Origin of the sequence: Lentzea sp. NPDC058450, assembly GCF_042721395.1 — a bacterium.
Taxonomy (GTDB): Bacteria; Actinomycetota; Actinomycetes; order Mycobacteriales; family Pseudonocardiaceae; genus Lentzea.
Genome location: NZ_JBHXLO010000058.1, coordinates 1 through 26946, shown reverse-complemented (window position 1 = coordinate 26946; position 26946 = coordinate 1). Strand labels below are relative to the sequence as shown.

Sequence of the window (26946 nt, the reverse complement as noted above, 5' to 3'; positions counted from 1 at the left end):
ACCGCCCCCACGCCCCCGTACAACCAGTACGGGGGCGTGGGGGCGGTGCCGCGATGCACCCGTCTGACCGCGCATTCCCCCGGCAACGTTCCGAGCCACGCCACTAGTGCGCGCCGGTCGTTCCGTAGCAAAGTAGGCGGCATGACCTCCTTCGCCGCGTACCAGAACGAGATCTACCTGCAGGGGCTCGGTGGCGCCGTGCCGCCGTTCACCACCGACCCGGACGCGCTGGAGCAGTCCGCGCGGGATCGGCTGGGACCGGGTCCGTTCTGGTACGTGGCGGGAGGCGCCGGCTCGGGCGCCACCGTGCGGGCGAACCGCGAGGCGTTCGACCGGGTGCGGATCGTGCCGCGGATGCTGACCAACGCGACCGAACGGCACCTCGGCGTCTCCGTGCTCGGCACCGAGCTGCCCGCGCCGGTGATGCTCGCACCCGTTGGCGTGCAGTCGATCCTGCACCCCGACGGTGAGCTGGCGACCGCTCGTGCTGCCGCCGAGCTCGGTGTCCCGATGGTGTTGTCGACCGCGTCCTCGCACACGATCGAGGAGGTGGCGGAGGCGTCCGGCGAGGGGCCGCGCTGGTACCAGCTGTACTGGCCGAACGACCCCGACGTGTGCGCGTCGTTGCTGGAGCGCGCGAAGAAGGCCGGGTACACGGCGTTGGTCGTCACGCTGGACACGTGGACGTTGGCGTGGCGGCCGCACGACCTGGACCAGGCGTACCTGCCGTTCCTGCGGGCCGTCGGCACGGCGATTCCGTTCAGCGACCCGGTTTTCCGCGCGGGGCTGCAGAAGTCGCCGGAGGAGGACCTGCCGATGGCGATCCTGCGGTGGGTGCAGCTGTTCACCGGCACCGACAAGTCGTGGGACCAGCTGTCGTTCCTGCGTGAGCACTGGGACGGGCCCATCGTCCTGAAAGGAATCCAGCACGCCGACGACGCGCGCAAGGCCGTGGAGTACGGAATGGACGGTGTCGTCGTCTCGAACCACGGCGGGCGTCAGGTGGACGGCGCGGTGGGGTCGCTCGACGCGCTGCCGTCCATCGTGGAGGCGGTGGGGGAGCAGGTCGACGTGCTGTTCGACTCGGGCGTTCGCACCGGGGCCGACATCGTGAAGGCGCTGGCGCTGGGGGCCAAGGCCGTGATGGTGGGGCGGCCGTTCGCGTACGGGCTCGCGCACGGCGGTCAGGTGGGGGTGCGGCACGTGCTGCGCAGCCTGCTCGCGGACTTCGACCTGACGCTCGGACTCTCGGGTCACCGCAGCCCGGCCGACCTGGGGCCGGACGCGCTGCGGTTCTCCTGAGTCCTACGGCATGGTCGCGGTCATCCGCGCCAACGTGCCGAAGTCGGCTGGCTGCACCCGCAGCCAGCCTTCGCTCTTCGCCGCCAGATAACGCCCGCTCGGCGTGTCGATGTACGTGATCGGGTTGACGCAGCGCTGCTTGCGTCCCAGGTGATCGCGCTTGGCCGAGAAGACCTGACCGCCGCCCGTCCGCGGCTGGCCCATGATCTCCCGCAGCTGCGCGACCAGCTGGTCGTTCGGCGTGCTCGTCGGCCTGCTCTGCTGCATGAACGACCCGGTGTCCTCGTAGGACGGCTGCCGCTTCTGCTGCAGCGCGTCCTCGGGGAGCGTGATCGGGCTGCCCTTGCCGGCCGGGGTCGGGGGCAGCGCGCCGACCAGTGCCTGCGGAGCCTCGTCCGCCCGCACCGGTTCGAGCACGAACTGCTGGTCCGGCGTGAGCAGGATCCGCAGCGCGTCCTGGCCGTTCGTCACGACCAGCACGCTCTGCTGGGGCCCGTCCTTCAGGCTGAAGAACGCCCAGTACTCCACCCCGGCCTCGACGACGAGCCGCAACGCGTTGGTGAGATCCGGGTGGATCTGCCCGCCGCGCGCGAGCCCGTACTGCTCGAGCGCAGCCCAAGCCGACCGTTGCAGCCGTTCCAGCTCACTCACGTCGCCCGACTCGAGAAGCCCCTCGTCGAACTCGACCTGAGCGAGCAGCGCACGGTGCATCGTCGGCAGACCGGCGGCCTGCCAAGCCTGGTACAGCGCCGTGACAGGGATGGAGACCCTGCTCCGCAGCACGTTTCCCCCTTATCCGCCGATGACCGGCGGAGCAACCATCGTTCCGTCGCCGAAGATGTCCTCGGTCTCCTGCAAGTACGAGGCGGACTTGTGCTCGCTGTCCTCGGCACCCTCGCCGCGACCACCGGCACCGCCCATGCCGCCACCCATACCGGCCGCACCACCACGCCCGGCGGCACCGGCCGCACCGGCACCAGCGGGCCCGAACCCACCGGCACCACGCCCTTCACCGGCAACACCGGCAGCACCACCGAAGCCGGCCGCGCCAGCGCCCATGGCACCAGGCCCGCCCATACCGCGAGCGGCCGCGGCCCCACCAAGACCACCAGCGCCACCGCCGGGCCCACCGAGCCCGCCACCACGGCCACCGCCGGCACCACCACCTGCGCCACCGGGCCCGTTCAGACCACCGGGACGGTTGCGCGGGTTGTTCGGATCCAGCGGCCCACCGGGGCGACGCGGGTTGTTGGGGTCGAGCGGCCCGCCGGGACGCCGGGGGTCGTTCGGGTCGAACCTGCCACCGGGCGGCACGGTCGGGTCACCGATGTTGGTCGGCGGCCGGTTGCGCGGGTCGTCGGTGGGAGGAGGCGGCGGAAACTTGTCGTCGACACCGGCCGTGCCGGTGGTATCAGTCGGTGGCGTCCACTGGGACAGACCCGTGCTGCCGTCGCCACCACCGCTGTTGCGGCCGCCACCGCCAGGAGGCGGGTTGTTGCCGCCGCCGGGAGGCGGGTTCTTGCTGTTGTCGACCTCGTCGATCTTGTACTTGCCGTCGGGCGGTCCCTCTTGGACGTTCGCGTCGTCGGCGTTGGGGGAGATGAACGTCGGCTGGTTGTCGGTGCTCGCGTTCACGGCGGTCGCGTACTGGTTGAACGCCCGCACGTTCTGCTCGCTGACCTGCTGGTTCTTCTCGACGGCCTGGTCGTAGTCGGTGTCCCACCACGCCATGTCGTTGAGGAACGGCTTGTCCGGCACGGCCGGGGGCTGAGCCATGGCGTTGCGCGCGTTCACGTACGCCTCGCCGACGGCATCGGCACTCGTGCCCGCCTGCGTGGCCGAGTCACCCGTGACGGTCGCCCAGGTGGCCAGGGGCGAGGTCGCACCGCGTGCAGCGTCACCCGCCGAGCCTTCCCAGGCGGCGCCGGAGTCGCGCACGGCCTGCTCGATCACCTGGGCGACGTCGCCGTGGCCGCTGGAGAGGTCGCGCCAGGCCTGTGCGGTCACCGAGGTGCTCTGACCTGGACCGCTGCCGTTCTGGAACCACTTGTAGATCGTGTCGCCGCCCGCGAAGGGGAGTACGGCGAAACCGCCGATGTTCGGCTCATCCCCAGCCATCTCGCTACCCCTTCAGGTTTGTGATGATCAGTTGTGCGACCCGCTCCGCCTCGGGGCAGGCCTTCTTGGTGGCACGCTCGTCCGCGGCGATGTTGGTCTGAACCGTGACCGAGTCGGTCTTGGCAGCCTGGATGGAGACCAAGCAGGTGATCAGGCCGTCGAGCTGGTCGGTGGAGATCACCCGAACACCGTCGATCTTCTTGTCGTCGAAGACCGGGTTGCCCTTGACGTTGGCGACCATGTCGTCGAACGACTTCTTCTCGGTCACGGAAACCGTGTACCGGGAGTTCTTGATGACGTCTTGGCCCTTCCACTCGCACAGCGGGCCGAGTTCTCCGGTACCGGGTGCGGGCGCCCGCACGGAACCGAGCGTCGTGGCCTGGCTCGAGGTGAGGATGCCGCACGGGTTGCTGACGTACTTGGCGATGCTGAGGCCCGGATCGCTTTCGGTGGGCTCAGTGCTCGTCTGCCCGCCGCCGGTCGTCGGCGCCGGCGTGGGGTTGCCGCCGGTCTGGGAGCTCGTGCACCCGGCGAGCGCACCGAACGCGAGCACGGCGGTCAGGAGGGCGGTCATGCGCTTCAAGATCGTGTCAGCCCTTCATCGCGGACTGCGCCGCTTCGTCGGTGGCCTTGTACTCGGCCAACGCCTTTTCGATGTTCTTGATGGTCTGCTCAAGCGCTTTCCGTGCTTCGCGGTTCGCCCAGAGATAGCCGCCGGGCTCACCGCCGGCCGTCTTGCGCATGGCGAGCGTCGCGTAGCCGCTGTACGGGTCGGGGCCGGGAGCACCGGCGGACTGGATGCGGCCGCTCGCATTCTCCAGATCCATCAGCTGTTCGATGGCCTTCTTCAGGCCGTCGATCATCTTTTGGGCCTGGTCCGGGTCGACGCTGAACTTCGCGGTCCCGCCACCGCCGCCACCCGAGCCCCCGACAGCGGATCCGATGGCTCCACCCACGGCGGCGCCGGTCGCCCACGGAACGACTGCGTCGAACATCAGCATCCTGGCCAGCTCCCCTCAGAACTCCACACCCCGGTTAGAGGATTTTCGCATAGGACCGGTTCCCTGCGCGGGCGAACGAACCAGCTGATCAGGTCACATGGCCGATTCGTACAAGACGGTGGGCCGCGGGCGCGCCTAGGTTCGGGGGCATGATCGGACAAGCGAGGAACTTCCTCTGGCACAACGCCCGCACGCTGGAACAACGCTGGTTCGAGCACGCCTTCGACGGCGGGAGGGCCGAGCACGTGGTCAGCGCGGTGCTCGCCTACCGCAACGACGACGGCGGGTACGGGCACGGGCTGGAGCCGGACCACCGCGGGCCCACCAGCCAGCCGCTGCACGCCCTCCGCGCCCTGCAGGTGTTCCTCGACATCGGCACTCCCGAGCACGCCGCAGGCATCCTGACCTGGCTCAACGCCACCTGTCCTGACGGCAGTGTGCCGTTCGGCATGTCCACCTCGAAGGACCACCCGAAGGCGCCCTGGGTGCAGGCCGACGACCAGGGCGGACTGCTCCTGACCTCGCAGATCGCCGCCGCCCTGCACGCCCTGGAAGCAGCCGACCCGTGGCTGGACCGGGCCACCGACTACTGCTGGCAGGAGATCGAGAAGCTCGAGCAGACGCACCCGTACGAGCTGCGCGGCGCCGCGATGTTCCTGGACGAGGTGCCGGACCGGGCACGTGCGGAACTCGCGGCCCAAAGGCTGAAGCAGCTCACGCCGAGCACCGAGGGCTACGCGGAGGGCGAGGGACTCGCGCCGCACGAGTTCGCGCAGAGGCCCACCAGCCTCGCCCGCGCCTGGTTCACCGAGGAAGCCCTCGTCAAGGACCTCGACGAGCTCCACAACGCGCAACAGGAGGACGGCGGCTGGGACTTCCACTTCCCGGCCTTCACGCCGATCGTGAACTTCGAATGGCGCTCCATCGCCACCGTCGACGCCCTGCTCACGCTGCGTCGCTACGGCCGGATCAGCTGACTCAAGGACACCCCGGCAAGAGAACGGACCTCGCGGGCCAGGTGCGCCTGGTCCGCGTAACCGGCTTCCAATGCCACGGAGGCGAACGGCTGACCAGCCCACGCCAGGCGCAGAGCCGAGTCGAAGCGCAGCACGCGTTGCAGCACCTTGGGCGGATACCCGAACGCGTCCAGGCAACGACGGCGCAACTGACGTGAGCTCAGCCCGATCTCCCACGCGACAGCGGCGACATCACCAGAACGCAGCAACGACGCGGTGGCGGCCAAAGCGGGATCGACGACCACCCGCGAAGCGCAGAAGTCCACCATCGACGAGAACGAGTCCAACCGAGCCGACGGAACCAGCTCGGCCAAAGGAACCCGCAGGTCACGCACCGCGTGCGCGGGCACCCCGAACACCGACGGGAACGCTCCGGGCGGCAACCGCACCCCGTACAACGTCCCGGCCGCAACGGAAGCCATCTGCGCGGCAGTATCCGGACCGGCCACGACCAAAGACCCCGAAGCAGGCGACCACATCAGGTCCGTGCAGCCGTCCGGCACCACCCGCTGCACGGTCGGAACCGACACCGTGCGCGTCCAGAGGCAGGCCAGACCCGCGGGAGCAGGACGTTCGGCGTACACGCCTGGAACCGTACCTGTTTCCGGTCCCTGCAAACGTTGTCATTCGTGGTACCAAGGATCCCCGTCGCCAACGGAGGAGACGAAGGACAACCCGATGCGAGGCAAATCCCTGCCCCTGATCGCGGCCGTGGTGCTCACCCTGACCGGAGCGCCCGCGCAAGCCGCCCCGCCCACGTTCACGCACCCCGGCGTGCTCGTGAGCAAGAGCCAGCTCGACGTCATGCGCACGAGAGTCAACGCCGGCACCCAGCCGCAGAAGCGTGCGTACGACGCGATGATGGCCTCCCGCTACGCCTCCCTCAGCTACACGCCGCACCCCAGGGCGGTCGTGGAGTGCGGCCCGGTGAGCAACCCCAACAACGGCTGCACCGACGAACGCGAAGACGCCATCGCCGCCTACACCCACGCGCTCGCCTGGTACGTCACGCGGGACGCCCGGTACGCCACCAAGGCCATCCAGATCATGGACGCCTGGTCGAACACGATCCGCGACCACACCCACGACAACGCCCACCTGCAGACGGCGTGGGCGGGATCGACCTGGCCGCGCGCGGCCGAGATCATCAAGCACGTCCACGGGAACTGGCCCAACAGCGCCCGCTTCGGCACCATGCTCCGCAACGTCTACTACAACGAGATCCAGGCGAGCGACCCCCGCACGGGCAACTGGGAGCTCAGCATCGCCGAGGCCATCGTCGGCATCGGGGTCTTCCTGGACGACAAGGCGATCTACGACCGCGGCATCAGCCTCTACCGCGCACGGGTCCCGGCGTTCATCTACCTCACGTCCGACGGTGCCCTGCCGAAAACCGTGCCCAGCAACAACCTCAACACCCGCGAGAAGATCATCGGCTTCTGGCACAACCAGTCCACGTTCGTGAACGGCCTCACCCAGGAGACCTGCCGCGACTTCGTCCACACGGGATACGGCCTGTCGGCCATCTCGCACGTGGCCGAGACGACCCGCATCCAGGGCGCCGACCTCTACCCCGAGATCGGCACGAGGCTGCGCGAAGCCCTGGGATTCCAGGCGACGTACGAACTGAACGGTCCGCCGTCGTGGCTCTGCGGCGGAACGGTCAAACGAGGACTGGGCCCCATCACCGAGGTCGGCTACAACGCCATGCACAACCGCCTCGGCAACCCCATGCCCAACACCGAGACGTGGACGACCCAGCGCCGTCCGCACGGCACCAACAACCTCTTCGTCGCCTGGGAGACCCTGACCCACGGAGACAACCTCGGATGAACGAAAACGGGGCCTCAGAAACTGAGGCCCCGTTCTCAAGTGGACGATACTGGGATTGAACCAGTGACCCCTACCGTGTCAAGGTAGTGCTCTCCCGCTGAGCTAATCATCCGTGGTCGTGCGATGACAGCTTAGCGGACGGGTCGGGAGACCCGCGAACCCAGGGGTCAGGTTCCGAACTTCACCCAGTTCACGCTCACGTACGGCGAAGGCTGCCCGCTCGTGAACGTGACGTACACGTCGTGCGTCCCGGAGATGTTCGAGATGTTCGCGGGGATGGTTCTCCACGCGTCCCACCCACCGGTGTTGCCGACCGCGATCGACCCGACCGGGGTGGCGGTGCGCGACCCGAGCCGCACCTCGACCAGCCCGCTCACGCCACCGCCGGCACCCGACGCCACGCGGGCGTAGAACTGCCGGGCGGGGCCGGTACCGAAGTTCACGCCGGAGAACTTCAGGTAGCCGCCGTTCGCGATCTGATGCACGCCCGAACCGCCATCACCGGGCGCAACGGAACCACCGGACCGCTCGGACGCGTTCTCCGCCTGCAGTTCGTTGTACGCGGAACCCCCACCGCCGGGGTTCGACGTCGTGGTCGTAGTGGTGGTGGTCGGGGGTGTGCCACCAGCCGAGTAGACGGCCACGTAGTCCACGACCATCGAGTGCCCGGATTGCGTGGCCGCGACAGGGGTCGGCTGGTTGTTGTTGAGCGCGTTCGGGAACGCGCCGCCCATCGCGAGGTTGAGCAGGATGAAGTGGCCGGCGTGCGACGTCATCGCGTTCCACACGTTCACGCCGACGCGGGCCTGCGTGACCTGGTGGAACGACTGGCCGTCGACGAACCACGTGAACGTCTTCGCGGCGTCGTCCCACTCGAAGCGGTACGTGTGGAAGGCCGACTGGCAGGACGAGCCGGGGCACGCCCGCGAGTTGCCGATGCCGGTGAACTCGCCGCAGGCACCGCCGGGTGCGACGTCGCAGTGCAGCACGCCCCACACGCTGTTGATGCCGTTGACGTTCTCCATGATGTCGAACTCGCCGATGCCCGGCCAGTTCCAGTAGTTGCCGCGGTACGGCGCCCCGAGGGTCCAGAACGCGGGCCAGTAGCCCAGGGCGGCCTCGCCCGAGACGTTCGGCATCTGGATGCGGCCCTCGATGGCGAGCTTGCCGCCCGCCGCCGGCTTGAAGTTCGAGCGCTGGGTCTCGATGCGCGCCGACGTCCAGTTGCCCCCGCCGTCCTTCAGGGCGGTGATGCGCAGGTTGCCGTTGCCGTCGAGCTTCAGGTTGTTGGTGCTGTTCGTGTAGTTCTGGATCTCGCCGGTGCCCCAGTTGGCGGGGCCGCCCGGGTAGCCGTGGCCGGTGTCGATGATCCAGTTGGCGCTCGACGGCAGCGATCCGTTCGAACCGTTGAAGTCGTCACCCCACACCTGCGTCCATCCCGATGCAGGGGGTGGGATCGAAGCGTTGGCGGACATGGCCGCGATGGCCAGGGGTACCGCGGCAACAAGAGCTGTCGTGGCCGCGAGGATGCGGCGGCGTCGCCTCATGCGCGAGTGACCTCCTTGTCACGGGTGCAGTCCACTTATGAGAGCGCTCTCACGGTGCAAGAACAAGCGCCCGTTCGGACTAACGGAACAAATCGCGCTGGGTTGCGGACCGTCTCGTTTGGACTTACTTCGCGTCGGCGTAGCAGGTCACGGGCACGGCGTTCATCGGGAACCGTACGGCCGTGTCACCGAACAGCAGCCGCGTCGCCTCCCGCCCGGCCTCGGCGATCGCCTCGATCACGGCGTCGGCGTCGTCGCGGGGGCAGTGCACCAGCACCTCGTCGTGCTGGAAGAACACCAGGTGCGCGTCGGCGGGCAGGCGGTTGCGCAGCACGGCCAGCAACGCCGCCGTCCAGTCCGCCGCGCTGCCCTGCACCACGAAGTTGCGGGTGAACCGCCCCCAGTTGCGCGCCGCCTGCCGTGACGAGCTGGACACGTTCCCGAGCTCGTCCGCGCCCCCGGTCAGCTCCTGCCAGGCCGCGGACGGTGTGGGCGACGTGCGCCCCAGTCGCGTGCGCACCATCCGTCCCTGCTCACCGGCCTGCGCGGCCGCCTCCACGTACCCGACCGCGACGGGGAAGCGTTTGCGCAGCACGGCCAGCAACGGCCCGGCCTCGCCCGAGGTGCCGCCGTACATCGCCGAGAGCATCGCGATCTTCGCGCGCGGCCGTTCGCCCTTGAACGAGTCCTCGGCCAAAGCCGCGTACAGATCGTCGTCCGTGCACACCTCGATCAGCCGCGCATCCCCGGACAGCGCTGCGAGGATCCGCGGTTCCAGCTGCGACGCGTCCGCCGCCACGAGACACCAGCCGTCGTCCGCGATCACGGCCTGCCGCATCAGCCGCGGGATCTGCAACGCCGCCCCGCCACGCGACGCCCACCGTCCCGACACGACGCCGCCCACCACGTAGTCCGGCCGGAACCGTCCGTCCGAGACCCACGCGTCGAGCCACGTCCAGCCGTGCGCCACCCACAGCCGTGCGCGCTCCTTGTAGTCCAGAAGCGGTGCCACGGCGGGATGATCGACCTTCTTCAGCACCCACCGCCGCGCCGACGGCACCTCGACGCCCGCCCGCGCGAACGCCTTCACGATGCTCGCGGGCGCGTCCGGGTTGAGCTCGCGCCCGCCGAACGCCTCCTGGATCTGCTCCGCCAGCGCCTGCAACAGCTTCGGCCGCTGACCCGGCGCCGGACGAGGCCCGAGCACCTCCTCCAGCAACCGGTTGTGCACGTCCTCGCGCCACGGCAGCCCGTGGAACGTCATCTCCGCCGCCACCAGCGCCGACGCCGACTCCGCCGCGATCAGCAACCCCAGCGCCGGATTCCGTTGCTGGGCCCGGAAGACCAGCGACAACGCCGCCAGTGGATCGGTGTCGCCCGGCAGCACCACCGGTTCCGGCCCGAACAACGTCAGCGCGTCGTCCTTCTTCGGCGGCCCGACGTCGGCCGGCGCTGCCACACCCAGCACGCGCGCCAACGCCCCGGCGAGCTCCTTCGGCTCCCGGTGCCGCCCCTCCGCGCCGAGCAGCAACGACTCGGTCAGGTGCAGGTCCCAGCACCTGTCCACGCGCACCCCGGCCGCGAGCAGCAGGGGGTAGATCTCGGACGTGTCCGCCCACACCCAGCGCGGCCGATGGGCGCGTTCCAGCGACGCGACGGCGGAGGCCAGCGACGAAGCCCTCATGACGGGTCCCGCCGCGGTCCCGTCGTCGTTCAGCTTCTGCCACCTGCCCGCGCCGTTGCCCTCAGCGACCAGAGCGACCAGCACGCCTCGAATTGTGCCGACAGGGTCTGACAATTTCAGTCCAGGCTGACTGGAAACGTTTGCAGTCCTGAGTCGTCACGGGTAGCCGTTGGACGTTCTCCAAGCCAGTAGGCGTTGGGGTGAAAGAAAAACAGGAAAAGTCCACGATGGTGTGGTCTTGCTACCGATGGCCTGACCTGCGACCGACTATGAAGGGGTGGACCGAGCACTCAGCGTCGCCGCATTGCTGGATCCCACCCACCAGGTGGTCCCCTTTCACGGCAGAGAATCCGAACTGCGCACACTCACGCGGTGGCGCGACAGCTCGGCGCCCCAGGCGTCTCTGCTGCTGCACGGCGCGGCCGGCGCGGGCAAGACCAGGCTCCTGCGGCACTTCGAGGAGGAGCACTGGGACGCCGGCGCGCACGGCAGGCTGCTGCTGATCGACGACGCCGACCGCCTCCCGTGGCAGGACGTGTTCCTGATGCTGCAGGAGACCCTGCGCGGCGGCCCGGCGCGCACGCGGGTGCTGCTGGCCGCGAGGAGCAAGGGCTGGTGGTGGTCCTCCACCCGCCAGCGCATCGCCGACTTCGACCACGAGGTCACCGACCTGGAGCTGCCCGGCACGCTCGACGACCGGGCGGAGTCGTTCACGCTGGCCTGCCAGCACTTCGCGAAGCAGCTCACGGTCACCGCGCCGGACGAACCGCCGCCCAACATCGCCGGCGAGACGGTGCTCGACCTGCACATGGCCGCGCTCACGGTCGTGCACGGCGACCCGTGCGACGTGAACCGCACCCAGCTCGTCCGCCAGCTGCTCGGACGCGACGACGGCCGCAGGACGGGCCGCATCGCCGAGGACTACCTGGCCGTCGCGACCCCGGACACGCCGGACCCCGACCTGCTGGCCCGCGCCGCCGAACGCTGGCCGCAGCTGCGCACGAGGCTCGACGAACTGATCACCGGCGACCCCGAGACAGTGCGCGACATGGCTCGCGACAGCCTCCGCATCGCCGCCGAGATCGGCTCGCCCGCGACCCTGGAGGCCATCGCGCGCAAGGTCTTCCGCGACGAGCGGTTCGCCACCGACGCGCTCGGCTCGATCCTCACCCGCCGCCTGCTCGACCGCGCCACCGACGTCCTCGAACGCGCCGAGATGTACGCCATGCTCAGCGCCCGCACGATGGTGTGCGGGCTGCGCCAGGAGTCCGTCGACGCCTCCCTGGCCGAGGTCGGGTGCTACCGCGAGCTGGCCGCGCAGGACCCGGAGAACCGGCCGTTGCTCGCGGACGCCCTGGGCGACCTGGGCCTGCGGCTGATCAACGCGGGGCGCATGGGCGAGGTGCTCGCCGTCTCCGAGGAGGCCATCGACCTCTGGCGGGAGATCGCGATCGCCGATCCGGAGAGCACCCCGCAGCTCGCGTCCGCGCTGGAGCAGATCAGCTACCGCTACCAGGCGCTCGGCCGCGACGAGGACGCCACGAGCGCCATCAGCCACGCCACCCTGCTCTTCCAGGAGCTCGCGAAGGGTCACCCGGCGCTCTTCCGCGCCGACTTCGCGCGGGTCGCCGCCGTCATGGCCCACCGGTTCCAGTTCGAGGGCAACCGGCAGCACGCGGCCGACTCGATGCAACTCTCCATCGCGAACTGGCGGGTCGTCGCGCAGGAGGACCCGAGGTTCGAGCCGGAGCTCGCCCGCAACCTCGTCGCGGCGGGCACCATGTTCGTCGGCCTGGGCCGGGCCGGGGCCGCGAACGAGGCGCTCGAGGAGGCCGTGACCCTCTTCCGCCACCTCGCCGTCGCGCATCCCGAGACGTTCGGCAAGGAGCTCGCCGACGCGTTGTGCCGGCGCAGCCAGGCGCTGCTCGAACTGACGGACGACATCGACGCGGCGCTCACGGCGCGTGAGGCCGTCCTGCTCTGGCGCGAGACGGGTGACCGCGCGGGCCTGGTCGCCGCGCTGCTCAACGTCGCCAAGGTCGTCGGTGACGTCGAAGCAGCTGTGGAAGCCGTTGCGGTGCAACGAGAACTGACCGAGGAAGACCGGGTGCGCAACCAGGCCGGGCTGGTGATCGCCCTGACGGCCCTCGTCGACCAGCAGCTCCTGCACGACCGGGACGACGAGGCGCTGCGCACGGCCGACGAGTGCCTCGACCTCTGCCACCGGTTGCCGCACCAGCTCGTCGAGTACTTCGGCACGACCCTGGCGCCACCGCTGCAGAACACGGCCCGCGCACTGTCCGATTCGGACCATCACGTCCGTGCCGTGCGCATGTCCGCGTTCACGGTCGAGATCTGCGCGGCGATCAGGTCGAAGACGGCGCCGACCGTCTACCTCGACGCGCTGCAACGGTACGTGTGCAGACTTCGTGCGGCAGAACGCAAAGAAGAAGCGCGCAACACGGCGCACACGGCCCTGGTGCTCTGGCACCTGTCCGGCGTACCGCTGAACACGGACTACGCCGACCTGGTCACGATCTACGGCATGCTCTGCGCCGAGACGAGGTTCGAGACGGCCAAAGCACTCCGGCTCACCCACCAGGCGGCGGAGATCCTCCGCGAGGCGGGCGAGCCGGTGAAGCTGCGGTTCGCGCTGGAGACCGCGGCGGAGCTCAGCTCTTCGTGAGCAGCGAGCGCACGAAGAACGCGACGTTGGCCGGACGTTCGGCCAGGCGGCGCATGAAGTAGCCGTACCACTCGTCGCCGTACGGGACGTAGACGCGCATCCGGTTGCCCTCGGACGCGATGCGGCGCTGCTCCTCGGGCCGGATGCCGTACAGCATCTGGAACTCGTAGGTGTCCTTCGAGCGCGCGGCGGCGAGGTCGGCCGCGATCGCGATCAGGCGCGGGTCGTGCGAGGCCACCATCGGGTAGCCGTCGCCCTCCATCAGCACCTTCAGGCACCGCACGTACGACAGGTCGACCTCGTGCTTGTCCTGGTACGCAACGGAAGCGGGCTCCTGGTACGCGCCCTTGCACAGCCGCACGCGGGAACCGGCGTACGCGAGGTCGCGGCAGTCCTGCTCGGTGCGGTGCAGGTAGGCCTGGAGCACCGCTCCCACCCACGGGAAGTCCACCCGCAGCTCACGCAGGATGCCCAGCGTGGAGTCCGTGGTGGTGTGGTCCTCCATGTCGAGCGTCACGGTCGTGCCGACGACAGCGGCGGCGGCACAGATGCGACGGGCGTTCTCCAGCGCGATCTTCTCGCCGTCGATCGCCAGCGACTGCCCGACGGCCGACAGCTTCACCGACACCTCGGCGCCCTCGGTGAGCCCGAACGACTCCAGCCGCGCCAGCAGCGTCAGGTAGGCCTCGACGGTGTCGTTGGCCTGCGACTCCTCGAAGGTGTCCTCACCGAGGTGGTCGAGAGTCACCAGACGACCGTCCGCGAGCACCTCGGCGGTGGCGTGGATCGCGGAGGAGACGTCGGCACCGGCGACGAACCGCTCGACGACGGGCCGGGTCAGCGGCGTCGACTCGACGAGCTTGCGGGCCCCCGCGCTGCGGGACGCCAGAAGGAGGCTGGAGCGCAACATAGGTTCACGTCCTCAGGGTGTGAAAGGTGAGAGGAACGTCGAAGTGCTTGTGGCGCCACGACGTTCCCCTCACTCAGGAGGGCCGGATCTAGCCCTGGTGCGGGTGGAGGTGGTTGGTGGGCGCCGCGAAGGTCTCCTTGATGGAGCGCGGGCTGACCCAGCGGAGCAGGTTGTGGACCGACCCCGCCTTGTCGTTCGTGCCGGACGCGCGGCCGCCGCCGAACGGCTGCTGGCCCACGACGGCACCGGTGGGCTTGTCGTTGACGTAGAAGTTGCCGGCGGCGAACCGCAGCTCCTCCTGCGCGTGCGCCACGGCGGCGCGGTCACGCGAGATGATCGAGCCGGTCAGACCGTACGGCGCCGCGCTCTCCATCTGCTTGAGCACGGTCAGGTAGTCGGCGTCCTCGAAGACGTGGACCGCGAGCACCGGGCCGAAGAACTCGGTGGTGAACACGGAGTTCGCCGGGTCGGAGCCGAGCAGCACGGTCGGCCGCACGAAGAAGCCGTCGCTGTCGTCCGCGGTGCCACCGGCGGCGATCTCCAGCGACGAGTCCGCACGCGCGGCCTGCAGCACGCCCGACAGCTTGTCGAACGAACGGCGGTCGATCACCGCGCCACCGAAGTTCGAGAAGTCGGTGACGTCGCCGTAGGTCAGCGCCTCGACCTCGGCCAGGAACTGGTCCTTGATCTTGTTCCACACCGAGCGCGGCACGTAGGCGCGCGACGCGGCGGAGCACTTCTGGCCCTGGTACTCGAACGCACCGCGGATCATCGCGACGCGCAGCACGTCCGGGTCGGCCGACGGGTGAGCGAGGATGAAGTCCTTGCCACCGGTCTCGCCCACGATCCGCGGGTACGAGCGGTAGTTGGCGATGTTCGCGCCCACCTGCGCCCACAGCCGCTGGAAGGTCGGCGTGGAGCCGGTGAAGTGGATGCCCGCGAGGTCGGGGGAGGCCAGCGCCACCTCGGACACCGCGAGACCGTCACCGGGCAGCAGGTTGATGACGCCGGGCGGCATGCCCGCCTCTTCCAGCAGCCGCATGGTGAGGTGCGCGGCGAACGACTGGGTGGGCGACGGCTTCCACAGCACGACGTTGCCCATCAGCGCGGGCGCGGTCGGCAGGTTGCCGGCGATCGCGGTGAAGTTGAACGGCGTGATGGCGTAGACGAAACCCTCGAGCGGACGGTGGTCCGTGCGGTTCCAGACGCCGGGGGAGGAGATCGGCTGCTCGGCCATCAGGTTCCGGGCGAACTGCACGTTGAAGCGCCAGAAGTCGATCAGCTCGCACGCCGAGTCGATCTCCGCCTGGATCGCGGTCTTCGACTGGCCGAGCATCGTCGCGGCGTTCAGCGTCTGCCGCCACGGGCCGGCGAGCAGGTCGGCGGCACGCAGGATGATCGCCGCGCGGTCGTCGAACGACATCGCGCGCCACGCCGGGGCCGCCTCGCGGGCCGCGCGCAGGGCGTCGGTCGTGTCCTGCTGGGTCGCGCCGGCGAGCGTGCCGAGGACCGAGCGGTGGTTGTGCGGCTGCACGACGTCGAACCGGTCGCCGCCACCCATGCGCTGCTCGCCACCGATGGTCAGCGTCAGGTCGAGCGGCTCCTTCTGGAGTTCGACCAGCTTGGCCTGCAGCTCAGCGCGCTCCGGGCTACCGGGGGCGTACTGCAGGACCGGCTCGTTGACCGGGGCGGGAACCTGGGTGACCGCGTCCACTCGCAACTCCTTCTGGGCTTGTTCGGTACGCAAACCGTAAGTCCGCGTGACCTCGCCTCCGTTGTGCGAACCGCCAAGATTCACCAGGTCAGATGTACGATCGGACAGGTTATGAGTCTTCGGCACATCCTGATCGCACTCGGCGATCCGCTGGTGGAACTCCAGGTCGCACCGCTCGGCCTGGAGGTCGACGTGCGCGACGTCGTGATCATGGATCCGGACGACCCACCCGATGTTGCCGCAGGTGACCTCGCGCTGCTGATCGGCGCACGGGGCCGGGCCGCGTTGCCGCTGATCAGGGCCGCCGGACGGGCGAAGGCCGCCGCCGTGGCCGTCAAGGAGTCGTCGCAGGCGCTGGAGCAGGCCGCGACGGACGCGGGCGTCGCGTTGCTGGAGGTCCGGCCCGAGGTCCGCTGGGGCCACCTGGAGTCGCTCGCCAAGGGCGTGCTCTCGACGACCACCGACGACGGCGAGGTCCTCGGCGACCTGTTCGCGCTCGCGCAAACGATTGCCACGCTGACCGGCGGCATCGTCAGCATCGAGGACACCGCGAGCCGCGTCCTCGCCTACTCCCGCTCGTCCGACGAGGTCGACGAACTGCGCCGGCTCTCGATCCTCGGCCGTCAGGGCCCCGAGCCGTACCTCAAGATGCTGCGTGAGTGGGGCGTCTACAACCTGCTCCGCTCCGGCGAGGAGGTCGTGCGCATCGACGAACGCCCTGAGCTGGGCATTCGCCGTCGCATCGCGGTCGGCATCCACGCGGGCCGCCAACCCCTCGGCACGATCTGGGTGCAGGAGGGCGACCAGCCGCTGACCGAGCAGGCCGAACGGGCGTTGCTCGGCGCCGCCCGCGTCACCGCCCCGCACCTCATCCAGCAGCGCAACCAGCCGACGTCGCGGTTCCGCGAGAACCTCCTGGCCGCGCTGCTGACCGGCCGCATGGACGCCGCCACCGTCGCCGGTCAGATCGGCGCCGACCCCCGCAAGCCCGCCGCCGTCGTGGTGTTCGCCGTGCGCAGCAACGAGGGCGACCGCAGCGAGCACGAGCTCCGCCGCGCCGAGATGACCGGCCTGATCTCCGTGCACGCGGCGGCGTACCGGCGCAGCGCGCTGGTGAGCGAGTCCGGCGGCCGCACCTACGTCCTGCTGCCGGACCTCGCCCCGAACGCCCAACTCCTGAGCCTCACGCGCGAAATCGTCACGACCGCGCGCCGTCACCTGCACACGGCCGTGCAGGCCGCGGTCGGGTCCACGGTGTCCACGTTGGACGACGCGCAGATCTCCCGGCAGGAGGCCGAACGCGTGCTGGACGCGATGGCCCGCGACCTCGACGCCGAGGTGGCGACGCTCGCCGACGTCCGCTCCCAGGTGCTGGTGAGCGAGATCCTGGCGCTGTTGCAGGACAATCCGCGCATCCGGGACCCGCGCATCGACGCGTTGGATCCCGAACTCGCGAAGTCACTGCTGGCGTACCTCGACGCGTTGGGTGACGTGCGCGCGGCGGCAGACCGTCTGCACGTGCACCCGAACACGTTGCGGTACCGGTTGAAGCGAATCGACCTCGATCTCGACGACCCGCTCGTCCGGCTCGTCGCCCAGCTTCAGCTGAGGATGCGGTAGAGCAACGCCCGTTCCGCGATCGTCCAGGTCGTGGTCGTGAGCAGGTACAACCCGGCCGCGAGCGGCAGGTAGGCCGCGACCAGGATCGTGCCGTACGGCAGCACCTTGACCAGTCCGGTCATGAACCCCGGCGCAGGCGTGGTGGTCATCCGCGACTGCTGCCACTTCACGGTCAGATAGGCGACCACGGCGAGCAGACCGAACAGGGCGAAGAAGATCCACGAGAAACTGCTCATGAAGTGAGCACTTAGTGGAATCCCCAAAAAAGTCCCCTCCAACAAGGGGTTGGGGGTCGTCACGACCTGGTAGATGACCATGAAGAACGGCACGGTGGCGAGCATCGGCAGCATGCCCGCGAACATCGAGACACCGTTCTTCTTGTAGACCTTCTGCGACTCCTCCGAGAGGCGCATCAGGTCCTTGCCGTACTTCTTCTGCAGCTTCTGGATCTCGGGAGCGAGCTTGGCCTTGGCCTTCTCGCCGCGCACGGCCGCGCGGTAGAAGGGGTGCAGCGCGAGCCGCACGACGATGGTGAACAGGACGATGGCGAGCGCGGGCATGCCGAAGCTCGCCAGGGCGGCGCCCAGGTCAGCGAACAAGGGAGTGGTTCTCCGTCTTGAGTTGGGAAGGGACGTGTCAGAACGTCCGGCATCCCGGTGCTCGGGGACGGGCTTTGCCTGCGGCGTCAGGGTTGCGCAGCCGCAACTGGGCTGTTCGCCTGGCCCGTTCGCGGATCGAGAGCGACCGCGCCGGTGCCACCGACAGCGGCACCAGCGCGACGACCACGATCAACGCGAGGGCGAGCGCGGTCACGGCCGCGACGACCTCGGTGGGCGAGGAGAACAGCGTGAAGGCGTAGAGGGCAGGCAGGAAGACGGCGAGCAGCAACATCGCCCGCTGCCTGGTCTCCGGCCGCCACATGCCTTGCAGACTACCGAACCGTGGCCGGTTGAGTCCCGAGTTCCTTGCCCTCGTGGTCGTACAACGTGATGGACGTCGCGTCCTCCTTGCTCGGCCACCACGCGAGCAGCCAGCCCTGGCCGATGGTCGCGGTCACCTTCAGCCCGTCCTTCGTGTCGATGACGGCCCTGCCGACCTTCGGACTGACCATGCCCCGGAAGAGGCGCATGGGATTGCTGCCGTCGCGGTCCGAGCGCAGGCCCGCGCCGTGCGGGAGGAACAGCCTGTCGCCGAGCTGCTCGAGGCCTTCCGCCCGGCCGCTGCCCGTGTAGCCCGTTCTGCCGCCGACGTTGATGCACAGCAGCTGGCTCTGCGGGCCGGTGAACAGCGCCAGGGTCATGATCCCGCGCTGGTCGACGACCGAGACCTCGGTGGGTGCCTCCGGGAAGTTCGGCGGCTTCTCCTGCCGGTCGCCCGCCTCGATCATCTCCCGGCACTGCGCGACCGCCACCTCGGTGTCCGCGCCGGGCGCCCTGGGCTCGGCGGACCACGACGCGTTGGCGTTCGGGTTCGTCGGGGTCCAGAGCACCATCGTCACGGCGACGGCGGCCACGAGAGCCGTCGCGGGCACGGCGAAGCGCCACCAGCGCCGGGACGGCTTCGTGCCGATCTCGTTGAGCAGCGCGTGCTTGCGGGCTTGCAGCCGCATCGGGTCCAGCTGCGGGATGTCAGGGGTGATGTTCACCGTGCCTCCTCAACCAGTGCGCTCCGCACCGTGCGTTGCGCGCGAGAGAGGCGGGACTTCACCGTGCCGACCGGGATGCCGAGCACCGAGGCGATCTGGGTCTGGGTGAGGCCCGACCACGCGGACATCTCCAGCACCTCCCGGTCCCCGGCGGGCAGCTTCTCCAGTTCCCCGATCACCGCTCTCGCCCTGGTCTCCGCGTCGACCCGCCGGGCCACGTCCTCCGCGTGGTCGTCGTCGGCGTGCTGCGGCGGCACCTTGCCAAGCGCGGCCTTGTACCGCGTGCGGGAGCGTTGGTGGTTGCGGGTGACGCCGAGTGCGACGGTGTACAGCCACGGCAGCAGGGACTCCTCGACCGTCACGGACGTGCGTTTGCGCCAGGTCTCCATGAACACCACGGACACCAGGTCCTCGGCGACCGCCCACGTGCCGGTGCGGCGCAGGCAGTAGGCGAACACGGCCTGGGCGTGGCGTTCGAACAGCAGCCCGAACGCCTCGCTCGTGCCGGCCCGGACCTGCCCCCAGAGTTCTTCGTCGGTCACGGACCCTCCTCTCTGCTCCGCTCATGTCCGCAGAGGGGAGATCGGTTCACGACTCGACCAGGCCCGGCCGTTCGGGGTGGTCGTAGCGCACGAAGAGGTCGGCCACCGGGTCGTAGTCGTCGAACGCGGGCAGCGTCCACTCGTCGGCGGTCTTGCGCCTCAGCGCGCCGGGGGAGAGCCAGAGGTGGACGGTCAGTTCGGCGGGCAGGCCGCGGTCGAGCAGCAGGGTGCCGTCGACGAGGACCACGCCGTTCTCCGGCACGTCGACGTACTCGGCGCGGCTGGCGCGATCGGTGACCGCGTTCCACAGCGACGGCAGCACCTTGCCGTGCATCGCCGGGTCGAGCACCTCGCGGCGCAGTCCGGAGTAGTCGAACCAGCCGTGCCGGTAGGAGTGCGGGTCGGTGCGGCCGTGTTCCAGCCGCACCGACGCCGGGCGCAGGAAGTCCTGAACGGACACTCGCTGCACGGCGCGGCCCAAGGCGCGCAACGGTTCCACGACGGCGTCCGCGAGCCTGCCGGGGTCGGCGGCCGGCGCGCCGTCGATCAGCACGCGTGCCCGTCCGTCGAGCTTCGACACCTGGTCGACGATCTCGGCGACGAGCGTGTCGAAGGTCAGCGGCCGGACCTTCACCGCCAGTCCACTGCCGGCTGCCAGTCCGCCCAGGCCGTGTCCCACCAGATCTCGCCCGACGCCAGCATCTTCTCGATCTTGAGCCCCTCGGCCCTGATCTCCTCGGCCTCCTGGGCCGAGTACTTGCCGGACGCCACCTGCTCCTCGAACTCGTCGAGGTCGCGCTGCTCCCACGTGCCGTCGGGCGCGAGGGTGTAGTCGAGCGCGTGGTCGAGGGTCTCGAAGCCGTCCTCGACGCGGCGGTAGGGCGCCTGGAGGTTCAGGTAGTAGTTGCCGAACACCCGGTCGTCGCCCTTCCAGAACAGGTCGACCGAGTAGGCGTCGTGCGGGCGGTGCAGCATGAGCTTGCCGTGGCCGCGCCAGAAACCGCGCTCCGGCTTGTCCCACGGGTGCGGGTGGTGGTGGTCGGGGTAGGTGAGCCGGGTGCCCGGCTCCACGAACACCGCGAGCAGCCCCGGCTCGTCGACGATCACCCTGGTGGGCATCTCCGACCACACCTTGCCGTGCAGCACCTCACGCCGCACCACGATCTCACCCGGCGTGAACGACCTCATGCGGAGAACTTACGTGATCACGCTCCGCCGCGTCCTCGGACAGCATCTTCCGCTTGAGCGGCGGGACGGCGTTCGTCACGCGCAGGAACGTCCGCTGCAACGCCGCCGCGACCCGTCCGATCACGGGCTTGTGGACCAGGCTGCGGCCGTCCATCATCTCGCGCGACGCCTCCACGGCGTGGAACCCGTACTCGACCATCTCCCGCTCGTACTCGCCGATCGCCTGCACGGCGTTCTTGCCCTGGTGGGCCTCGACGAGCTTGCGGCACAACAACTCCGCGTCACGCAACGCCGTGTTCGCGCCGATGCCGCGGCCCGGGGTCATCAGGTGCACCGAGTCGCCGATCATCGTGACGGCGCTGGGCTCCCACGGCTCCAGGCGTTCGGACGTGCGCACCCTGATCTGGAACACGGTCTCCGGCGTGGCCCGCGCGAACAGTTCGCGCAGGTTCGGGTGGAACCTCGGCGTCAGGTTCAGCACGACCTGCTTGAGCTCGGCCTGGCTCATGTCCTTCATGTCCGGGAACTTGTCGTGCGAGGCCGCGTAGCCCCACATGATGTAGTCGTCCTCGACGCCCGTTCCGTCGAAGCGCATCACGTGCATGATCACGAACTCGCCCTGCGGCCCGAACAGCAGCGTGATGCCGCCGTCGGCCAGCGGGGGCAGCAGTCGCACGTGCTCGTCGGTCAGCGGCAGCTTGCCCGCGACGGACGTGATGCCGGTGTCGGCCACCGTCGCGTGCGGCAGGCGCTGGCGGCGCACCTTCGACTGGGCGCCGTCCGCGCCGACCAGCACGTCACCGGTCTCGGACGTGCCGTCGGCGAAGAACGCGGTGACCGTGCCGTCGTCGTTCTGGGTGTAGTGCGTGAACGTGCGGTCGAACCGGACGACGTCGTCCAGGCCGTTCAGCAACGCGGTGCGCATCGCGATCCGGCTCACGGACTTCTCGCTGCGGCTGTCGTCGAGGTCCGTCGCGATGTCGCCGACCAGCAGTTCTTTGTACTTCTCGGTCCGCATGACTATGTGTTTCGGCGGCCTGGCCGTGGTGCGGACGAACTCCGCGAACACCTCCGGCGGCAGGCAGCTGTGCAGAGCCTTGCTGCCGTCCGGGCTGATCCCGACGCGGTAACCGATCAGCATGCTGCGCGGCGTGCGGTCGCGTTCGAACAGCGCCACGTCCACGCCGGCCTTCTTCAGCCCGTGCGCCAGGCACAGGCCACCGGTCCCCGCTCCGATGATGAGTACGCGCATGAGAAGTCCCCTCGCTAAGTCTCTTAGCAAGGAAGATATTCAGTTTCGGAGACTCTTGTCAATCGTCCTGACTGAGCCTCCGCAGCCGCGCTGTCGCGAGGGCGAGCCGCACGTCGTCCGGCGGCAGCAGCTTGACCAGCTGTTCCAGTGCCTCGACGTCGTGTTCGCCGGAGTCGGTCTGGGTGAACGTCCACAGGGCGTTCGCGTCGCCGCGTTGCAGCGCCGCCTTGCGCACGCCCGTCGCGAGGTCGTCGCGTTCGGCCAGCACGACCGGGGCCTCGGAGCGGCGCAGCAGCGAGCCGCGGTACCGGCTGGTGGCGAGCGGGACCTCACCGTTCTGCAGGGCCGTGCGGACGCCGAGGAAGTCCGTCTCGACGTCGGCGGTGAGCCGGTAGGGCCTGGTCGCGAGGACGTCGGTGCCCAGCTGGGCGCGCAGCCGGTGCAGCTCGGCGCGCACCGTCGTCGGGTTGCCGCGCTCGCCGTAGAGGTGCAGCGCGAGCTGGTCGGCGGTCAGCCTGCCCTGGAGCGTGAGCGCGCAGAGGATCTCCGCGTGCCGCAACGAGATCGGCACCTCGCGGCCGTCCAGCACGACCTTGGGTTCCGGCAGCAGGAACGACAGCGACAGCATCCGGCGGCGGACGTGCCGCTGCCTCGGGATGCGCAGCAGGTAGCCGTTGGCCAGGGGTTCGAGCAGTGCCTCGCGGCCGTCCGGCAGCTCGACGCGGTCCGCCGACACGTCCACGCGCGGGGGCAGCAGCCCGTACGGCTCGACGGCGACGACGCGGCCGGTGGGGCTGAGCAGCGCGCCCGGTTCGCCTCGCAACGCGATGAGGTGCCGCATGTTGCGCGCCCGCAGCTCCTCGTCCTGGGCGTGCATCCGGACGAGCATCTCCGACTCGGCGAGCCGGGCCGAGGCCGAGACCAGCGCCACCATCGAGGGATGCACGGTCTCGATGGGGCCGCTGAGGTCCACGACCCCGATCGTGGTGCCCGTGTCGGGGTCGCGGATGGGGCTCGCCGCGCAGGTCCAGTGGTGGTAGGTGCGCACGAGGTGCTCGGCGGAGTGGACCGTGACGGGGGCGTTGGTGGCGAGCGCGGTGCCCATGCCGTTGGTGCCCGCCGCACGCTCTGACCAGAGCGTTCCCTCCGCGAGACCGACGTCCTCGGCGCTGCCGCGGGTGTCCTTGGAGCCCTCGCACCACAGGATGTGGCCCAGGGCGTCCGCGACGATCATGATGTGCCCGGCCTCTTCGGCGAAGCCCAGCAGGGTTTCCCGCAGCAGCGGCAGCGTGGGGTGCAGCGGGTGCCGTTCGCGCAGGTCGGAGAGTTCGTCCGCGGCGAAGACCGTCGGGGCCGTGTGCAGGTCGGGATCGACGTTGGCGGCGAGTGACCGTTGCCACGACGCGGAAATCACTGAGCGTGGCGAACTGGCCGTGCGAGTACCACTCAACACGGCATCTCTGACGCGACTCAGCAACAGTGCGTGTTGCCCGGGTTCGTGGGTCACTGATCCATCCACGGGTTGCAACGAGCATGCAACGTTCTGCTGCCTACTTTCTCATTTCTCCCACCCCGGTCAGTTGGTGGGCACCTTTTTGGCACGTTTTTTGGCAGGGAGTCGACATGACGCAGTACGCGGCACCGGGTCGGTCCGGCAGTGTGGTCGCGTACCGGTCCAGGTACGACCACTTCATCGGCGGCGACTACGTGGCGCCGGTGAGCGGTGAGTACGCCGAGAACGTCACGCCGGTCACCGGCGAGGTGTTCACCGAGGTCGCCGTCGGCACCGACGCGGACCGCGCCCGCGCGCTGAACGCGGCCTCCGGCGCCGCCCGGGCGTGGGGCAACACCACGGCCCGCGAGCGCGCCACCGTGCTGTGCGAGATCGCGGACCGCATCGAGGAGCACTCGACCGAGCTCGCCGTCGCCGAGACCTGGGACAACGGCAAGCCGGTCCGCGAGGCCCTGGTCGCCGACCTGCCGATGCTGATCGAGCTGTTCCGGCAGTACGCCGCGATCATCCGCACCGAGAACGGCGAGATCGAGCAGTTGGGTCGCAAGGCCGTCGACTACCGCTCGTTCCAGCCGCTCGGCGTGGTGCACGAGCGCGTCTCCTGGGCGTTCCCGCTGATGAACGCCTGCCGGGTGCTCGCGCCCGCGCTCGCCGCCGGCAACACCGTGGTGCTGGAGCCCGCCCTGCAGACCCCGGCCTCGATCCACGTGCTGCTGGGCGTGATCGCCGACCTGCTGCCGCCTGGTGTCGTCAACGTCGTCACCGGCTCAGACGACCACCCCGTGGTGGCCGGGCGGTGTCCGAACATCTTCTTCTCCGACGTGCTCGCCCAGCGCGACAACTTCCTGGACAAGGCGCTGGAAGGCTTCGCGATGTTCGCGGCCAACCAGGGCGAGATCTCCACGGCACCGTCCCGGGCGTTGATCCAGACCGCCGTCTACGAGGAGTTCCTGCACCTCGCGACCGTCCGCACGCAGTCGTTGCGGCTCGGCGACCCGCTCGACACGGACACCATGGTCGGCGCTGTCGTGAGTCTTGCGCAGCGCGATCGAGTTCTTGCGTACGTCGAACGGGGCAAGGCCGAGGGCGCGCGCCTGGTCGTGGGTGGCGAGGCCTCCGGCCACTACGTCCAGCCGACGATCTTCGAGGGCGACCACCGCTCGGCCGTGTTCGCCGACGACGTCCTCGGCCCGGTCGTCTCGGTGACCCGCTTCGACGACCGCGACGACGCCGTGAAGATCGCCAACGAGGCCGCGGCCCAGCTCGGCGCCGGCATCTGGTGCCGCGACCTGGTCCTGGCGCACAACGTCGGCCAGGACCTGCGCGCCGAGCGGGTGTGGGTCAACAACTACTACGCCTACCCGGCGAACACCGCCGTGCTCGCCGAGTACCGCCGCGTCAAGCACCTGGTCGTCAGCTACTCCGACCGGGGCCAGGGCTACTTCTAACGCTTCCAGGGCACCTGCGGGCTGGCGTAGAACCCGATGCCCTGCACCTTCCACCGCGGCGCCTGCGCCCCGAGCCGCGGCGCGAACCGCTCCCAGTCGTGGGTGGAGGCCTGAGCCCATCCCAGCTCCGCCGCGACCGGCAGCCGCGGGAAGGCCATGTACTCGATGTCGGCCGAGGTGCGGATGGTCTCCGTCCACAGTGGAGCCTCAACGCCCCGGACGCTCGCCTCCGTCACGTCCTTCAGGTATGCGCCGGGGTTCCAGCCGTAAGAGTCCTTGACCTCGACCAGCCCGGCCCAGTCCAGCCCGAGCTTGGTGTTCTTGTCGTACTTCATGTCGAGGTAGATCCGGTTGGCCGGCGACATCAGCACCTTGTTGCCGCGCTTGGCCGCCGCGGCCACGTTGGCATCGGTGGTCGTCGTTCCCCAGAACTGCGGGATCGTCGCGGTGTCCTTGCTGGTCTTGACGAACTCGTGCCACCCGACCGTCGTCTTGCCGTACTTCTTCACGAGCGGCAGCACCCGGTCCATGAACTTCACGTAGTCCGCGTCCGGCGTCGACAACGCCTCGTCCCCGCCGATGTGGAAGTACGGCCCAGGGGTGATGGCCGCTACCTCTTTGATCACGTCCTCGACGAACTTGTACGTGATGTCCTTGTCGATGCACAACGAGCTGAACCCGACCTCGGTCCCGGTGTACAGCGGCCGCTTCTTGCCGTCGCAGTTGAGCTCCGCGTAACTGGCCTGCGCCGCGTTGGTGTGCCCGGGCATGTCGAACTCGGGAATCGTCGTGATCCCCCTCGCCGCCGCGTACTGGACGAGGTCCTTGTACTGCTCCTGCGTGTAGAACAGCTTGCCCGTCCGGCCACCGACCTCGGTGCTGCCGCCGATCTTCGTCAGCTCCGGCCAGCTCTTGATCTCCAGCCGCCACCCCTGGTCGTCGCTGAGGTGCAGGTGGAAGTAGTTGATCTTGAACGCCGCGATCTGGTCGATGTACCGCTTGACCTGGTCCACGGTGAAGAAGTGCCGCGACACGTCCAGCATCGCGCCCCGGTGGTGGTACCGCGGCTGGTCGACGATGCTCGCGCCCGGCACCGACCACGGCCCCTGCTGCTTGGTCTTCGCCTCGACCTTGGCGGGGAGGAGCTGCCGCAGCGTCTGGACGGCGTTGAAGTGCCCGGCCGTGCTGTTCGCCCGGATGACCACCTGCTTCGGCGTCACGTCCAGCTGGTAGCCCTCGGGGCCCGTCTTCGGGTCCGCGCCTGTGGTCAGGACTATGCCCTCGCCCTGGACCTGGTCGGTGATCGGTAGCGCGAATCCTGTGCTGGGCCTCAGGATGCCGGCCAGCAGTTCGGCTGGTTGCCTGGCTTCCTGGGTCGACAGCTGGATCTTGGCTGTGGCCGTGAGGGTGAAGGTCACGTCGGGGCGGGGTTGGATCTGGGCCGGCTGGGGGAGAAGTTCTTGCAGGGTGGTGGCGGGGGCCGCCGCTGCTGTTTCGGTCACCAGCACTCCTGATCCGGCGATCATCAGCGCTGCTAGCGCTGCTTTGAGTTTTGTGGTCACGCCGTCCGTCCTCCTGGGTGAGGGGTGGGCGGCGTTCAATCACCGTTTCAGGGGGTGTGGTGGGTGTCAAGGTCCAGACCAATTTCGGGGCGCTCTGGTCCCGTGGGTGGCTGGGTTGCGTTGGCGGGGTGGCGGTTGCGTGCTTCCCCTGGGGCTCTGCCCCAGACCCCGGCAATCTGATCAGGGGGTAGCGCTGTGAGCAGGTTGATGGCACGCCTGTTTCGTAGGGCGGCTGCCTGTTTCGTAGTTGGGTTGCGTTGGCGGTGGGGTCCCATCACAAGCCGCACCAAGAGCGGGCCACATCAGAGGAGGGGTGGGGTTAGGGCGGAAATAGGGGGGGGGTTTGAAACACCCCAAAAATAAAC

The 26946-nt window shown here is 69.4% G+C and carries 24 protein-coding genes and 1 tRNA gene; 6 read left to right on the top strand and 19 right to left on the bottom strand.

What is annotated here, in order from left to right; translation table 11 throughout:
• Positions 1-141 precede the first annotated feature (141 nt).
• The gene (locus ACFWNN_RS44875) at positions 142-1302 is read left to right on the top strand and encodes a lactate 2-monooxygenase (RefSeq protein WP_382446081.1); all 1161 of its coding nucleotides are present in this window, start codon (positions 142-144) and stop codon (positions 1300-1302) included.
• 3 nt (positions 1303-1305) lie between these two features.
• Here the strand turns inward: ACFWNN_RS44875 and ACFWNN_RS44870 are convergent, their stop codons facing one another.
• Genes ACFWNN_RS44870 through ACFWNN_RS44855 form a run of 4 tightly spaced genes read right to left on the bottom strand, consistent with a single transcriptional unit; the run spans position 1306 to position 4421 of the window.
• The gene (locus tag ACFWNN_RS44870) at positions 1306-2085 is read right to left on the bottom strand and encodes an ESX secretion-associated protein EspG (protein ID WP_382446080.1); all 780 of its coding nucleotides are present in this window, start codon (positions 2083-2085) and stop codon (positions 1306-1308) included.
• Positions 2086-2094: 9 nt separating this feature from the next.
• Entirely contained in the window at positions 2095-3420 is a 1326-nt protein-coding gene (locus ACFWNN_RS44865) for a PPE domain-containing protein (RefSeq protein WP_382446079.1), read from the bottom strand.
• Between the two features lie 4 nt (positions 3421-3424).
• The gene (locus tag ACFWNN_RS44860; protein WP_382446078.1) at positions 3425-3994 is read right to left on the bottom strand and encodes a DUF3558 domain-containing protein; all 570 of its coding nucleotides are present in this window, start codon (positions 3992-3994) and stop codon (positions 3425-3427) included.
• A 16-nt stretch (positions 3995-4010) separates the two neighbouring features.
• A complete protein-coding gene (locus ACFWNN_RS44855) occupies positions 4011-4421 on the bottom strand; it encodes a hypothetical protein (protein WP_382446077.1) in 411 nt (136 codons plus the stop codon).
• Positions 4422-4570: 149 nt separating this feature from the next.
• Here ACFWNN_RS44855 and ACFWNN_RS44850 point away from each other — a divergent pair, with 149 nt between their 5' ends.
• Positions 4571-5398: a hypothetical protein gene (locus ACFWNN_RS44850; protein ID WP_382446076.1), complete on the top strand. Its 828-nt coding sequence runs from the start codon at positions 4571-4573 to the stop codon at positions 5396-5398.
• Here ACFWNN_RS44850 and ACFWNN_RS44845 read toward each other — a convergent pair.
• Complete coding sequence (locus tag ACFWNN_RS44845) at positions 5380-6021, bottom strand: helix-turn-helix domain-containing protein (RefSeq protein WP_382446075.1); 642 nt, start codon at positions 6019-6021, stop codon at positions 5380-5382. The two genes, ACFWNN_RS44850 and ACFWNN_RS44845, sit on opposite strands and share 19 nt — an antisense overlap.
• A gap of 94 nt (positions 6022-6115) precedes the next feature.
• On the opposite strand from ACFWNN_RS44845, the gene ACFWNN_RS44840 reads away from it, so the two are divergent.
• The gene (locus ACFWNN_RS44840) at positions 6116-7270 is read left to right on the top strand and encodes an alginate lyase family protein (RefSeq protein ID WP_382446074.1); all 1155 of its coding nucleotides are present in this window, start codon (positions 6116-6118) and stop codon (positions 7268-7270) included.
• A 40-nt stretch (positions 7271-7310) separates the two neighbouring features.
• Here the strand turns inward: ACFWNN_RS44840 and ACFWNN_RS44835 are convergent.
• From ACFWNN_RS44835 to ACFWNN_RS44825, 3 genes are all read right to left on the bottom strand, one after another.
• Positions 7311-7382, bottom strand: a tRNA-Val gene (locus tag ACFWNN_RS44835).
• Between the two features lie 55 nt (positions 7383-7437).
• A complete protein-coding gene (locus tag ACFWNN_RS44830; RefSeq protein WP_382446073.1) occupies positions 7438-8817 on the bottom strand; it encodes a carbohydrate-binding protein in 1380 nt (459 codons plus the stop codon).
• Positions 8818-8941: 124 nt separating this feature from the next.
• Positions 8942-10585 (bottom strand): bifunctional 3'-5' exonuclease/DNA polymerase, encoded by a 1644-nt coding sequence (locus ACFWNN_RS44825; protein ID WP_382446072.1) that lies wholly within the window; start codon positions 10583-10585, stop codon positions 8942-8944.
• Between the two features lie 193 nt (positions 10586-10778).
• Between ACFWNN_RS44825 and ACFWNN_RS44820 the strand changes: the two genes are divergently transcribed.
• Positions 10779-13187 (top strand): hypothetical protein, encoded by a 2409-nt coding sequence (locus ACFWNN_RS44820; protein WP_382446071.1) that lies wholly within the window; start codon positions 10779-10781, stop codon positions 13185-13187.
• Here ACFWNN_RS44820 and ACFWNN_RS44815 read toward each other — a convergent pair.
• Both ACFWNN_RS44815 and pruA read right to left on the bottom strand, forming a co-directional pair.
• Positions 13174-14097, bottom strand: a complete 924-nt coding sequence (locus ACFWNN_RS44815) for a proline dehydrogenase family protein (RefSeq protein WP_382446070.1) — start codon at positions 14095-14097, stop codon at positions 13174-13176. The genes ACFWNN_RS44820 and ACFWNN_RS44815 overlap by 14 nt on opposite strands.
• A gap of 88 nt (positions 14098-14185) precedes the next feature.
• Complete coding sequence (pruA, locus tag ACFWNN_RS44810; RefSeq protein ID WP_382446069.1) at positions 14186-15811, bottom strand: L-glutamate gamma-semialdehyde dehydrogenase; 1626 nt, start codon at positions 15809-15811, stop codon at positions 14186-14188.
• Positions 15812-15922: 111 nt separating this feature from the next.
• Here pruA and ACFWNN_RS44805 point away from each other — a divergent pair, with 111 nt between their 5' ends.
• Positions 15923-17431: a PucR family transcriptional regulator gene (locus ACFWNN_RS44805; protein ID WP_382446068.1), complete on the top strand. Its 1509-nt coding sequence runs from the start codon at positions 15923-15925 to the stop codon at positions 17429-17431.
• Here ACFWNN_RS44805 and ACFWNN_RS44800 read toward each other — a convergent pair.
• Genes ACFWNN_RS44800 through ACFWNN_RS44765 form a run of 8 tightly spaced genes read right to left on the bottom strand, consistent with a single transcriptional unit; the run spans position 17413 to position 23472 of the window.
• On the bottom strand, positions 17413-18030 hold the full coding sequence (locus ACFWNN_RS44800) for a YidC/Oxa1 family membrane protein insertase (protein WP_382446067.1): 618 nt from the start codon (positions 18028-18030) through the stop codon (positions 17413-17415). The genes ACFWNN_RS44805 and ACFWNN_RS44800 overlap by 19 nt on opposite strands.
• 37 nt (positions 18031-18067) lie before the next feature.
• Positions 18068-18352, bottom strand: a complete 285-nt coding sequence (locus ACFWNN_RS44795) for a DUF6412 domain-containing protein (RefSeq protein ID WP_382446066.1) — start codon at positions 18350-18352, stop codon at positions 18068-18070.
• A 10-nt stretch (positions 18353-18362) separates the two neighbouring features.
• A complete protein-coding gene (locus ACFWNN_RS44790; RefSeq protein WP_382446065.1) occupies positions 18363-19076 on the bottom strand; it encodes a hypothetical protein in 714 nt (237 codons plus the stop codon).
• The gene (locus ACFWNN_RS44785; RefSeq protein WP_382446064.1) at positions 19073-19618 is read right to left on the bottom strand and encodes an RNA polymerase sigma factor; all 546 of its coding nucleotides are present in this window, start codon (positions 19616-19618) and stop codon (positions 19073-19075) included. Before ACFWNN_RS44785 ends, ACFWNN_RS44790 begins: the two co-directional genes overlap by 4 nt.
• Positions 19619-19664: 46 nt before the next feature.
• On the bottom strand, positions 19665-20252 hold the full coding sequence (locus ACFWNN_RS44780) for a uridine kinase (protein ID WP_382446082.1): 588 nt from the start codon (positions 20250-20252) through the stop codon (positions 19665-19667).
• Entirely contained in the window at positions 20249-20806 is a 558-nt protein-coding gene (locus tag ACFWNN_RS44775; RefSeq protein WP_382446063.1) for a DUF402 domain-containing protein, read from the bottom strand. The genes ACFWNN_RS44780 and ACFWNN_RS44775 overlap by 4 nt, the downstream gene beginning before the upstream one ends.
• The gene (locus ACFWNN_RS44770; protein WP_382446062.1) at positions 20784-22058 is read right to left on the bottom strand and encodes an FAD-dependent oxidoreductase; all 1275 of its coding nucleotides are present in this window, start codon (positions 22056-22058) and stop codon (positions 20784-20786) included. Before ACFWNN_RS44770 ends, ACFWNN_RS44775 begins: the two co-directional genes overlap by 23 nt.
• Before the next feature lie 58 nt (positions 22059-22116).
• Positions 22117-23472 (bottom strand): GAF domain-containing protein, encoded by a 1356-nt coding sequence (locus ACFWNN_RS44765; protein ID WP_382446061.1) that lies wholly within the window; start codon positions 23470-23472, stop codon positions 22117-22119.
• Positions 23473-23681: 209 nt separating this feature from the next.
• Here ACFWNN_RS44765 and ACFWNN_RS44760 point away from each other — a divergent pair, with 209 nt between their 5' ends.
• Positions 23682-25019, top strand: coding sequence for an aldehyde dehydrogenase family protein (locus ACFWNN_RS44760; protein ID WP_382446060.1), 1338 nt, complete (start codon positions 23682-23684; stop codon positions 25017-25019).
• Here the strand turns inward: ACFWNN_RS44760 and ACFWNN_RS44755 are convergent.
• Positions 25016-26581: a beta-N-acetylhexosaminidase gene (locus tag ACFWNN_RS44755; protein WP_382446059.1), complete on the bottom strand. Its 1566-nt coding sequence runs from the start codon at positions 26579-26581 to the stop codon at positions 25016-25018. The two genes, ACFWNN_RS44760 and ACFWNN_RS44755, sit on opposite strands and share 4 nt — an antisense overlap.
• Between the last annotated feature and the right edge of the window lie 365 nt (positions 26582-26946).

What these genes read in the sequence shown, in the direction of transcription:
- ACFWNN_RS44875 (WP_382446081.1), top strand. Translation starts at nt 142, where the DNA reads ATGACCTCCTTCGCCGCGTACCAGAACGAGATCTACCTGCAGGGGCTC.
- ACFWNN_RS44865 (WP_382446079.1), bottom strand. Translation starts at nt 3,420, where the DNA reads ATGGCTGGGGATGAGCCGAACATCGGCGGTTTCGCCGTACTCCCCTTC.
- ACFWNN_RS44860 (WP_382446078.1), bottom strand. Translation starts at nt 3,994, where the DNA reads ATGACCGCCCTCCTGACCGCCGTGCTCGCGTTCGGTGCGCTCGCCGGG.
- ACFWNN_RS44855 (WP_382446077.1), bottom strand. Translation starts at nt 4,421, where the DNA reads ATGCTGATGTTCGACGCAGTCGTTCCGTGGGCGACCGGCGCCGCCGTG.
- ACFWNN_RS44850 (WP_382446076.1), top strand. Translation starts at nt 4,571, where the DNA reads ATGATCGGACAAGCGAGGAACTTCCTCTGGCACAACGCCCGCACGCTG.
- ACFWNN_RS44840 (WP_382446074.1), top strand. Translation starts at nt 6,116, where the DNA reads ATGCGAGGCAAATCCCTGCCCCTGATCGCGGCCGTGGTGCTCACCCTG.
- ACFWNN_RS44830 (WP_382446073.1), bottom strand. Translation starts at nt 8,817, where the DNA reads ATGAGGCGACGCCGCCGCATCCTCGCGGCCACGACAGCTCTTGTTGCC.
- ACFWNN_RS44815 (WP_382446070.1), bottom strand. Translation starts at nt 14,097, where the DNA reads ATGTTGCGCTCCAGCCTCCTTCTGGCGTCCCGCAGCGCGGGGGCCCGC.
- ACFWNN_RS44805 (WP_382446068.1), top strand. Translation starts at nt 15,923, where the DNA reads ATGAGTCTTCGGCACATCCTGATCGCACTCGGCGATCCGCTGGTGGAA.
- ACFWNN_RS44795 (WP_382446066.1), bottom strand. Translation starts at nt 18,352, where the DNA reads ATGTGGCGGCCGGAGACCAGGCAGCGGGCGATGTTGCTGCTCGCCGTC.
- ACFWNN_RS44775 (WP_382446063.1), bottom strand. Translation starts at nt 20,806, where the DNA reads ATGAGGTCGTTCACGCCGGGTGAGATCGTGGTGCGGCGTGAGGTGCTG.
- ACFWNN_RS44770 (WP_382446062.1), bottom strand. Translation starts at nt 22,058, where the DNA reads ATGCGCGTACTCATCATCGGAGCGGGGACCGGTGGCCTGTGCCTGGCG.
- ACFWNN_RS44760 (WP_382446060.1), top strand. Translation starts at nt 23,682, where the DNA reads ATGACGCAGTACGCGGCACCGGGTCGGTCCGGCAGTGTGGTCGCGTAC.